The 12082-nt window shown below is 29.3% G+C and carries 9 protein-coding genes; 2 read left to right on the forward strand and 7 right to left on the reverse strand.

All coding sequences use genetic code 11. The features are described 5' to 3' along the window. Positions 1-27: 27 nt before the first annotated feature. Both KM800_RS11655 and KM800_RS11660 read right to left on the reverse strand, forming a co-directional pair. A complete protein-coding gene (locus KM800_RS11655) occupies positions 28-807 on the reverse strand; it encodes a short-chain-enoyl-CoA hydratase (RefSeq protein ID WP_217813236.1) in 780 nt (259 codons plus the stop codon). Between the two features lie 209 nt (positions 808-1016). After that, complete coding sequence (locus KM800_RS11660) at positions 1017-1649, reverse strand: redox-sensing transcriptional repressor Rex (protein ID WP_217813237.1); 633 nt, start codon at positions 1647-1649, stop codon at positions 1017-1019. A gap of 245 nt (positions 1650-1894) precedes the next feature. Between KM800_RS11660 and KM800_RS11665 the strand changes: the two genes are divergently transcribed. Then, positions 1895-3808 (forward strand): ABC-F family ATP-binding cassette domain-containing protein, encoded by a 1914-nt coding sequence (locus tag KM800_RS11665; RefSeq protein ID WP_217813238.1) that lies wholly within the window; start codon positions 1895-1897, stop codon positions 3806-3808. Between the two features lie 14 nt (positions 3809-3822). On the opposite strand, the gene KM800_RS11670 is transcribed toward KM800_RS11665, so the two are convergent. Genes KM800_RS11670 through KM800_RS11680 form a run of 3 tightly spaced genes read right to left on the reverse strand, consistent with a single transcriptional unit; the run spans position 3823 to position 6153 of the window. After that, complete coding sequence (locus tag KM800_RS11670; RefSeq protein ID WP_217813239.1) at positions 3823-4113, reverse strand: thiamine-binding protein; 291 nt, start codon at positions 4111-4113, stop codon at positions 3823-3825. A gap of 13 nt (positions 4114-4126) precedes the next feature. Then, complete coding sequence (locus tag KM800_RS11675) at positions 4127-4900, reverse strand: LytR/AlgR family response regulator transcription factor (protein WP_217813240.1); 774 nt, start codon at positions 4898-4900, stop codon at positions 4127-4129. Continuing rightward, positions 4885-6153 carry a sensor histidine kinase gene (locus KM800_RS11680; RefSeq protein ID WP_217813241.1) on the reverse strand — a complete coding sequence of 423 codons (1269 nt, stop codon included), beginning with the start codon at positions 6151-6153 and terminating at the stop codon, positions 4885-4887. Before KM800_RS11680 ends, KM800_RS11675 begins: the two co-directional genes overlap by 16 nt. A gap of 224 nt (positions 6154-6377) precedes the next feature. Between KM800_RS11680 and KM800_RS11685 the strand changes: the two genes are divergently transcribed. After that, complete coding sequence (locus KM800_RS11685) at positions 6378-8171, forward strand: carbon starvation protein A (protein ID WP_217813242.1); 1794 nt, start codon at positions 6378-6380, stop codon at positions 8169-8171. 53 nt (positions 8172-8224) lie between these two features. On the opposite strand, the gene KM800_RS11690 is transcribed toward KM800_RS11685, so the two are convergent. Both KM800_RS11690 and KM800_RS11695 read right to left on the reverse strand, forming a co-directional pair. Beyond that, positions 8225-11146, reverse strand: coding sequence for an insulinase family protein (locus tag KM800_RS11690; protein ID WP_217813243.1), 2922 nt, complete (start codon positions 11144-11146; stop codon positions 8225-8227). A 50-nt stretch (positions 11147-11196) separates the two neighbouring features. Next, positions 11197-12048, reverse strand: coding sequence for a patatin-like phospholipase family protein (locus tag KM800_RS11695; RefSeq protein WP_217813244.1), 852 nt, complete (start codon positions 12046-12048; stop codon positions 11197-11199). Between the last annotated feature and the right edge of the window lie 34 nt (positions 12049-12082).

Consider the following 12082-nt stretch of genomic DNA (forward strand, 5'->3'; position numbering starts at 1 on the left):
CCATTTATTTACCTCCCAATAAAAGTTTTATTTATTTTTAAAAGTTTTATCTCTTTTTTCGAGAAACGCACCCATACCTTCTTTTTGATCCTCTGTAGCAAAGCATTCCCCAAATACTTCAGATTCGTATGCTGCTCCAGTATCTATATCTGTCTGTATTCCTCTATTTATTGCTTCTTTACATAACTTTACAGCTATTGGTGCATTGTTGACTATTGTATTAGCCAATGCTTTAGCTTCATCCATAAGTACTTCAGGTTCTACTACTTTATTTACAAGTCCTATTCTAAATGCTTCATCCGCTTTTATAATTTTTGCAGTGTATATAAGTTCTTTTGCCATTCCAAGTCCTACTAATCTTGGAAGTCTTTGAGTTCCTCCAAAACCTGGGGTAATACCAAGTCCTGCCTCTGGTTGTCCAAATTTAGCTTTTGATGAAGCTATTCTTATATCACATGCCATGGAAATTTCACAACCACCACCTAATGCAAAGCCATTAACTGCTGCAATAACAGGCTTTTCCAATTTCTCTAATTTTCTAAAAACCTTGTTGCCCAATATTCCAAATTTTCTTCCTGCAATAGCATTGAGACCTTTCATTTCTGATATATCTGCACCAGCTACAAAAGACTTCCCAGCTCCTGTAAGTATTACTGCTAAAACATCCTCATCTTCAGCTACCATATCGATTGCCGAATCAATTTCAACTAGTGTTTCCGAGTTAAGTGCATTAAGTGCCTTAGGTCTATTAATTGTAATTATAGCCATCTTTCCATCTTTCTCAAAAATAACATTTTTAAAACTCATACTAAATCCTCCCCAACTAAATCTTATAATATTTGATATTTTTTATTTATGATATTTTTAACAAAGTATTGTTAATAATATCACAAGTTTAGTAATAATAATCTCCGCTTCAAACTTCAATTATTATTATATACCCTTATACTATCGATTTCAATAATAAATTCAAACAAATATCAATTATATATATATAAACGTATGTTAATTTTTATTTATTCTATATCATTTAATAGACAACTAAGTGTCAATAAGCTATCGCTAAGATGTACATTCTCTACCTTTACATCATTTGGAACTACTAAATCTACAGGAGCAAAATTCCATATTCCTCTTACTCCATTTTTTATCAATATATCACAAACTTTCTGTGCACTATTATTTGGTACACATAGAATACCTATATCTATAGGATTTTGTTTGATATAATCAATTAAATAATCAATATCCTTTATTTCAATATCTTGAATTCTAATACCAACAAGTTTAGGATTTATATCAAATATTACTTTTAATTTAAAACCAAGTTTCTCAAATCTGGTATAATTAGCTAAAGCTTGCCCTATATTGCCCGCACCAATTATAGCTGTTTTGTAAACTTTTGTAAGTCCAAGTATACTTCTTATCTGACTATATAATTCACTTACATTATAACCATATCCCTGTTGTCCAAAATCTCCAAAACAATTTAAATCCTGTCTTATTTGAGAAGCTGTAAAACCAATAGTTTCACTTAACTCCTTAGAAGATATTCTATCTACATCATTTTTCATAAGATCGCCTAAATATCTATGATACTTTGGCAATCTCTTTATAACTGCCATTGATATATTTTTCTTTTTATCCATTACTGCACCTCATATCTATAATAATTTGTCATTGTACATTTTAACTTTGTTTAATTTATACCATATCATTTTACTATACATTCTCTACTTAATAGTATTATTTATAACTATTAAATGTCAATAGCTTATCTCTTTATTTTATATGATTACATGTTTTTTATTCTTATAAATTAATTAATTTAAAATAATACTACAAAAAATTCAGTATAAATAGTAAAATATAATGATTGAGGATGGTGTTTACAATGGTAGTTTTAAGTTGCAAAAATATTCATAAAAGTTATGGAATAGAAACTATATTAGAGAATATAACTTTCAACATAAATGATACTGAAAAAGTAGGATTAATAGGTCCAAACGGAGCCGGTAAATCTACATTATTTAAAATACTTACGGGAAAGATGCAACAAGACGATGGAGAACTTTTTATAGACAAATCAAAGACATTGGGCTATTTAGCTCAACATCTATCATTAAATTCTTCAAATACAATATATGAAGAAATGCTTGTAGTCTTTCAGGATCTAATAAATATAGAAAAAAAATTATCTAAACTTGAAAAATTAATGAATGAACCCTATGATAAAAATAACCAAGAATATCACAATAAGCTTATAAATGATTATACAACATATTCAGAACTTTACACCAATAGAGGTGGGTATGTATATAAAGCAGAAATAAACAGAGTATTAAAAGGTCTTGGATTTGTTGAAAATACTTTCAATAAAAAAATAGAATTGCTAAGTGGCGGTCAAAAGACAAGAGTTGCCCTATGTAAATTGCTTTTAACGAAGCCTGACATACTTTTATTGGATGAACCTACAAATCATCTGGATTTAGATGCTATAGAATGGCTGGAAGATTATATAAAAAATTATAAGGGCACTACAATATTAATATCTCATGATAGATATTTTTTAGACTCCGTAACTTCTATAACTATGGAATTAATAAATGGACATATAAATTTTTACAATGGAAGCTATACAAAGTTTATAGATCTTAAAGAGAAAAATTATAATGTTCAATTAAAAGCTTATAATCTGCAGCAGGCTGAAATAAAGAGGCAAGAAGAAGTAATAGAAAGATATAAATCATTTAATAGGGAGAAAAGTATAAAAGCTGCTGAAAGTCGTCAAAAAATGTTGGATAAAATCATACGACTAGATGCTCCCGACAAACCACCTGAATTGAGGAACGTAGTTTTCGAAACTCAGATAAACAGTGGTAATGATGTTCTACATATAGAGAATTTGAAGAAATCCTTTAATGAAAAAAAGCTTTTTGAAAATATAACTTTTAATATAAATAGAGGTGAAAAAACTGCTTTAATTGGAGAAAATGGGCGAGGAAAAACTACTCTTTTTAGAATAATAATGAATGAAATTTCTAAGGATGATGGTATCTGTGAATTAGGCAAGAATGTAATAATAGGTTATTATGATCAAGAGCAGTCAAACTTGAATAATGATAAAACTGTAATAGATGAAGTATGGGATGACTTTCCAAAATTGACTACAACTCAAATTAGAAATGCTTTAGCAGCTTTTTTATTTACAGGTGATGACGTTTTTAAAACTATTTCATCATTAAGTGGTGGTGAAAAATGTAGAATAAATTTATTAAAATTAATTTTATCAAAATCAAATTTTTTACTTTTAGATGAACCTACAAATCATCTTGATATTATGTCTAGAGAGGCTTTGGAAAAAGCTTTGTTGGAGTATAACGGCACTGTACTTGTAATATCTCATGATAGATATTTCTTAAACAAAGTAGTAAATAAAATCTATGAGTTAAATGAATTTGAAATAAAAGAATATATTGGAAACTACAACTATTACGTAGAAAAGAAGAAAAATCCTCTAAGATTTGAGGAAATTCAGGAAACCACAGGTAAAACCAAAACTCAAATCAAACAGGAGAGAAAAAAGAAAAACGAACTAGAAAAATCCAAAAATAAAGAAAGATTAAAAGTAAAAAATATCGAAGATCAAATATCCGATCTTGAAAATGCTATAACTGAACTTGAAAATAAACTGTGCCTCGAAGAAGTTTATTCGAATCCTGAAGAAAGCGAAAAAATAAACAAACAGCTTTTGGAGTCTAAAGATAAATTAGATGAATTATACAATAAATGGGATACCTACTTATAAGGTCTCCCATTTATTTATTTTCTGTATTTCCCTATTTTTTCTTTCATGGTAATACCACTGGATCTATAATCAATCTTAACTACCGACTCAACTCTCTTTGCACCATTATCCGTACATACTTTCTGTGCATGGGAAACTATCTTTAGAAGTTCATCTAATTCTCCCTCCATAGTAGTTTCCATAGGTCCCACTTCATATTTAACTCCACATGAATCTATATACTCTATAACTTTGTCTACAATCTCATATAATCTTTCTTCCTCAATTACAGGTAAAACTTGAAAACTTACATTTACAACTGGCATAAAATTCTCCTCTCTATATTTTAAAATATTCTTTTAAATTTTTTACATTATTTCTGCTTATAGGTACTTCTGAATTTTCTACATCATCCATCACCAACTTATAAGTTCCATTGAACCATGAATACATTTCTTTTACGTTATTCATATTTACAATATAACTTCTGTGTGCCCTAAAAAAGTCCATTTTTGATTGTATTTGACATAAAGTATATCCTACTTGATATCTTTTAGTTTTAGTCTTTATATAGGTCCTTTCATCTTTAGTATAACAAAAGAATATGTCCTGTACATTTATTAATACTATCTTACCATTTTCCTCGCATGGAATTTTCTTAATTAAATTTTTCTGTACATTTATTTTATCTATTAAGTTATTCAATACTTTGTATGTACTTTGATTGTCCTGAAATCTTTCTCTGAATTTATCAGATAGCCTATTTATTGTAATATTTATTCTCTTTTCATCAAAAGGCTTGAGAATATAATCCAATGCATATAACTTAAATGCCTCTACTGCATATTCCTCATATGCTGTTATAAAAATTATATCAATTTCTTTATTAAATTTTTTTATATCCTTGGCCAGTTCCATTCCATTTTTGAGAGGTATATTTATATCTATAAATACAGCATCAGGTTTATTATTTTTTACAAGTTTCAACCCTAATTCACCATTATGTGCTATATTTTGGACTAATATGTTTTTATATTGTGATAATATATATTTTAATTCCTCTGCTGATGGCATCTCATCTTCAACTATAATACATGTCAGTTTATAATCCATTTAAGATCCGCCCCTTTTACTGGTATATTAAAGCTTATCCTTGTTCCTTTACCTAACAAGCTTTTAATACAGATTCCGTAATTTTCACCATAAAGTAACTTCAACCGTTGATTTACATTTTTAAGTCCTATTCCTTTGGATGAATCCTTCAATATGTTTTTAAGCTTTATATCATCTATTCCAACACCAGTATCTTCAATATAAAACAGTATTTCATCCTTATTGTTTTTGCTAATACATGCATTTAGTATTATACTTCCACCATCTACTTTAGGAAGTATTCCATGCTTTATTGCATTTTCTATAATTGGTTGTAGTACAAACACTGGTATATTTACTTTCATCAAATTCTTCGGTATATCTATTATAAGTGTTAATCTATTACCAAATCGTGCTTTTTCTATAGAAAAATATGACTTTATAAATTCAATTTCATTTTTTAGAGTTGTAAACTCCTGTTTTCTATTCAAAGTTTGTCTAAAATAATTAGAAAGGTCAATTATTAATTCTCTCGACTTTAAAGGATTTGTTCTACAGAGTGATGCAATAGTATTAAGAGCATTGAATAGAAAATGTGGCTCTATTTGTGCACTTAAAGCTACAAATTTAGCTGTAGCGGCCTCTTTTTCCAGTTCATTTATTCTATACTGTTTTTTTGCATTTTTTATTATATTTATAAAAATCATTGTACCAAAAGAATTTATAATTATCATTGGCAAAGCTATAAATTTTACTAGATTTATAGTTTCATAAAATGGTCTTGAAAATATAAGTATTACAATCATCTGAACTATTTCAGCAATAATTGCTCCAATAAAAACCTTTTTAAGATTATAATCATCATCTATTGAATTTTTTCTAATTATGGAACCTATTAATCCTTCAACCACAGTAGCTATTGCACAAGCAAGTGCAGTAAAGCCTCCCAGGAAATATCTATTTATCCCAGCAATCAACCCAACTACAACTCCAACAACAGGACCTCCAATATATCCAGCAATTATAGCTGCTATAGGCCTTGTATTTGCTATGGCGTCATGAAATCCTATACTATGATTAATATTTTTAGTACCTACATTGACTCCAGTATAATTTCCTATAATACCTAATACTCCAAAAAATGCTATTAAAATAAGTTTGTCTGTAAACTTCAGCTCTTCTTTTATTAAACTTTTAGATAGGTGAATCTGATTATAAACATATGCCGATAAAGCAATTAATGACATGCTCTCTAAAAGTTGTATGTAAATCATGTAGCTACCTCCAGTATAATTATATTTTTATTGTTTACTAATTATTAACTATTGTCAAGACAGATTGTGTTGAAATCATTTACCAATTAACCTTGTATTTTTACACTTCATGGATAAATTTTATCACTTCGGCGATTTTTTGTATTAAATTCAGGCAAAAAGTAATAGTATTAATTATGAAAACGATATTATAACTTAAATTTATACAGAGAGGGGTTTTTTATATGAACTCTATAGTACTTGTAATAATAGGTGCTCTTGTATTAATAATAGGGTACAGGCTTTATGGATATTTTATTGCTGCAAAAGTTTTAGTGTTAGATGAAACAAAGCAAGTACCTTCCAAAAAATTTGATGATGGGCATGACTATGTACCCACCAACAAGTGGATATTGCTAGGTCATCACTTTGCTGCAATAGCTGGTGCAGGACCACTTATAGGTCCTGTACTAGCTGCACAATTTGGCTATCTTCCTGGAACACTCTGGATCTTAATAGGCGGCGTACTTGCAGGTGGCGTACATGATATGGTCATCTTATTTGCCTCAGTAAGACAAGATGGACAATCTATAGCTGAGATTGCCAGAAAAAATCTTGGTGAAAGAATGGGACTCATAACTTCAATTTCCGTTATATTTATACTTATAATAACCATGGCAGGCCTTGGACTTCCAATTGTAAATTCACTTTACAACAGTCCTTGGGGAACTTTTACTGTTGGATTTACTATACCTGTGGCCATCTTTGTAGGCATATATCTTAAATTTATAAGACCTGGAAGAGTAGGAGAAGCTACTATAATTGGAATGGCACTTATTCTAATAGGTGTTATAGCAGGACCTTATATTCAGCATACTGCATTGGCTCCTTACCTTACTTTTAATGTAAAACAAATGTCTCTTATACTAGCTGTTTATGGTTTTTGTGCATCAGTTTTGCCTGTATGGCTTTTGTTATTACCTAGAGACTATCTAAGCACATATATGAAGTTGGGTGTTATAGGGCTTCTTGTATTAGGTATAATATTTGTAAGACCTGTACTTCAAATGCCTGCAGTTACCCAGTTTGTACATGGAGGAGGTCCTATAGTACAAGGTAAAGTATTTCCATTTGTATTTATAACTATAGCCTGTGGTGCACTTTCTGGATTTCATTCACTAATTAGTACAGGTACTACTCCTAAACTTATTTCAAATGAAAAAGATATACTTCCCATTGGATTTGGTTCCATGGTAATAGAGTCCTTCATAGCATTAATGGCTTTAATTGCTGCAACTTGTCTTCCCACTGCTGATTATTTTGCTATAAACTCATTACCTGCTGTATTTGACAAATTGGGCATGATACCAAAAGAACTCCCTATGTTGTCACATCTTGTAGGCGAAAATCTGGCAGGAAGACCTGGTGGATCTGTATCACTTGCAGTTGGTATGTCCTATGTATTTTACAAGATACCTATATTGAAAAGTATAATGTCTTATTGGTACCATTTCTGCATAATGTTTGAAGCATTATTCATACTTACAACTATAGATTCCGGTACCAGAATTGGAAGGTATTTGTTTCAGGATTTATTGAGTAAATTCTACAAACCATTTGCAAATAGGAATTCCTGGTTTAATATAATACTTTTCAGTCTTTTGATGTCATTTTCATGGGGATATTTATTGTATACTGGTAACATATCAACTATATGGCCTTTATTTGGTGTTGCAAATCAAAGTCTGGCAGCTATTGCCTTTGCAATAGGTACATCAGTACTTATAAAAATGGGTAAGAAAAAATATATTCCTATTACAATAATACCTATGGTATTTATAAGTGTAGCTACACTTAGTGCATCAGTCATCAATATATACTCAAACTATGTACCAAATCACAAAACTTTGCTAACAATACTTTCTTCTATACTAATAGTAATACTAGTTATTATTCTATTTGAAAGTATTAAACACTGGATCAGTGATTTAAAATCAGGTGACTATAATAAACTAGAAGAGAGTACTACACTTAAATAGTAATATATCCACAATATGAATAATTAATTATTCATATTGTGGATTTTTTATAGTTACTCAAACAAATTGAAAACACTCTTGAACATATCTTTATTCTCTTTTATCTTTTGTTCATTTCCAAGAACACATAAATAATTTTCTTTCATCACATCTGAAATAAGATTAGAATATTCTTCTATATCTTTTACAGTAGTACCTAAAACCTCTTCTCTTTCTTTTTGTGAATCCTTATAAGTTATATTTCTTATATAATTTTCGAAAGCTCTTTGACCAGCAGAGGAAGACGATAATGGATAATCCAGATCCGATATGGTTCCTATTATATATTTATTCATTTGCCTGTCATCAGCTTTAAAGTTTTTAAAAAATTCACCTGCATTATTATATATATTAACTGTTTCTTTTAGATTAGGATCTCTATAAGATGTAAAAAACATATTTCCATTTCTTAAAAATGCTGCGAAGCTTCCATAAGCTCCTCCTTGAACACGAACTTCATTCCACAGATAATCATAGTTCGCTATGGACCTTAGCACTTGTAAACTTCCACTATATGAATATCCTAATTTTATAAAATTAGATGCCTTGGCTACATACTGAACTTTTCCTGAAGTCATAAGCCCTTCATTTTCAGCTTCCAATTTGAAATCATAAGCTCTTCTTTTTAAATTATCTGTAGTAAGATTGTTACATATTTCATTTATACTATTCTTAAATTTATCATAATCTTTACTTTCACAAGTAACTCCTATAATTAAATTATCTTTGTTAAATACCTCAGAAGCTGCTCTAGCAAGGTTATTCAACACTTTCTTGTTATTAACATCAAATCCTTTTTCTATTGCACATATAAATTTATAAAATCCAAGTCCACTTAACAAATCATCATATTTACTTATAGTTGAAAAATAAGATAGTGTATGATTTGCAACTACCATATGTCCTCTATCAAACATACTCATTTCCATTCTTGACTTAGTTTCCTGTATTATTTCCTTTAGTCTCTTGTATTCATCAAATCTAGTTTCATTTATTATCTCATTTACAAGTTCCGCAAGCTTTTCAAGATTACTTGTAAGTACTTTTGACTTAACTAAAAATTTAGGATAGAACTCATCTATACTGCCATTTTTAGAAAAAGATTGAGCAGTAAAATTTATTCCTCCAGTATATATATTTATATCTTTAGAAAGATCTTCATAATCATAATTTTTTGTGCTTATTTTCCCTAGTACAGTACTTAAAAGTGATATATATGGTATTAATTCCTGTTTAATAGAAATTGTATCAAAATATAAATTTACATAGGTAATTCCATTTGTAAATGCTGGATGAAACAATGTTTTTATTCCAAATTCCTCATTTTCAACCAACTCTAATTTTCGTGCATTTTTGTCTATGTCGGATATGGATAAAAGAGGTATTTTTTCTAAATCTTCTTTTTTATCTTCACTCTTTTGTCTGTTTTTCAAATTATGTGTATCTGAAATTATTTTGTTTAACTCTTCTTCATTAAGACTTTCTTTAAAATTATTTAATTTCTCCCTTGCCTTTTTTTCTCTCTTTTCTTCCAATCCTCTTTCAGGCTTAACTAATATGAAAGAACTATGAGTATTTTTTAGTATATATTTAGATATTATACTTTCAAAATAATTATCCTTTAAAGCAGTCTTGATCTTATTTAAATTCTCTTTATAATTTAAATGTATCCATGGTTTTTCGTCGTACAACCAACTGTCCATAGCCTTCATTCCATAAATAAGTCCCTTTGGATATCCCTGGTAGTCTGCTTCCCTCAGTTGGAATTCCTTTATGTTTATAGATGCCTCTATCAACTTTTTATCTATACCTTCATCTACAAGTTTTTTAAGGGTATTTAAAACTACAGTCTTAAATCTCTCTTTTTCATTTTCATTGGAATTTTTAACTACTATACTGAACATAGGCTGAAGCATACTTGCCTCAAAAGAACCAAAAACATCTTTTCCAATGTTTGCATCTATAAGTGCTTTCTTTAATGGTGATGAAGGCGTTTCAAGAAGTAAATATTCAAGAACGTCAAATGCCAGATACAATTCTGAATCCACTGCCTTTCCCACTGCATAATTCAGACTTAAAAATGTCTTATCTTCATCTTTTTCGGCACTTGATATAGGATAATTTATTTTTAGTTCTCTCTGATTTTTAAAAGGTTCTTCTTCTCTAAGTCTTGAATCTATATTTATTTTATTAAATTCATTTAAATATTTTTCATCAAGAAATTTAAGCTTTTCTTCTATATCAATATTTCCATATAAATATATATAGCTATTAGATGGATGATAATATCTACTATGGAAATCAAGAAATTCTTTTCTTGTAAGTTCGGGAATAACTTCAGGGTCTCCTCCCGATTCTACACCATACTGAGTACTAGGATAAAGTGATTCAGATATTTTTCTAAACAGTATGGACTCAGGTGATGAAAACGCACCCTTCATCTCGTTGTATACAACACCCTTATAATTTATTTCACTATCCTTGTTGTCTAATTCATAGTGCCATCCTTCCTGCATCATTATTTCTGGATACTTATATATATTTGGATAAAAAACTGCATCCAGATATACATCCATAAGATTAGTAAAATCTTTGTCATTCATACTTGCAACAGGATACATGGTTTTATCAGGAAATGTAAATGCATTTAAGAAGGTATTCAAAGAGCCCTTTATAAGCTCTACAAAAGGCTCTTTTACTGGAAATTTTCTAGAACCACATAATACTGAATGTTCAAGTATATGAGGAATTCCCTCGCTATTCTCCGGTGGAGTTCTAAAACTTATGGCAAACACCTTATTATCATCATCATTTTTAAGAAAAAATAATCTTGCCCCACTCTTTTCATGCTGAAAAATCATTCCTATTGAGTTTAATTCATTTATACCTTTTTTTTCAATAAATTTAAATCCACTATAAATCTTTCCTATTTCCATTTATCTTCTCCTCTCAATCAAACATTTTCTTGATTAAATATTCTACCAGCTTATTGTTCCATCCAATGAATCAATTTATCATAACAATCTTTTGCTTCCATATATCCTTGTTTATAAAGTTCTTCAAGTTTTTCTTTATTCCTCTCTATTCTTCTAACTTTCATGGTTTGTTTCGGTCTTATTACAAAAACTCTACCTTGTTTTTCAAGACGTTCAATATACTCTACTGTACTATTATATTTTATATAACGATTTTCCATACATCTTATTAGTCCTTTATATTTAGAATATATTCTATTAGCTATGAATTTCATTTTGAAAGGCTTTTTTACATACCCTTTATTTCTTGTTAAAATAATTACATTTTTATTATTGCCATCTTTTATTGATTTTTTAATAGGTATAGGATCTGATATTCCCCCATCCAATAGACTAGTACCTTTATATTTGACAATTGGTGCTACAAAAGGCAAACTACTAGATGCTTTAACTATATCCAATATATCATTGTTATATTTATCCTTCTCAAAATACATAGTTTTACCAGTGTCACAATTTGTAGCTGCAACTATAAATTCTTCCTTGGATTTGTTGAAAGTCTCAGTATCAAACAACTCCAATTTATTAGGTATTTCATCAAATATAAATTCTCCATTGAATATACCTTTTCTGGCAATCCAATTTTTACAGCTTAAATATCTAGGATCATCGATATAATTTATATTTATTTTTTTATTTCTTCCAATTTGTCTGGAAACATATGATATTCCATTACATGCTCCCATTGAAACTCCTATAACATATGGAAAGTATAGATTTTTTTCCATAAAAAAATCCAAGACACCAGTTGTATAGATCCCTCTCATACCACCACCTTCTAAGACCAAACCTACATTTCCCATTTTTTGTCACACTCCTCTAAAATATGAAATTATA

The sequence above is a fragment of the Clostridium tyrobutyricum genome (genome assembly GCF_019144085.1).
Taxonomy (GTDB): Bacteria; Bacillota; Clostridia; order Clostridiales; family Clostridiaceae; genus Clostridium_B; species Clostridium_B tyrobutyricum_A.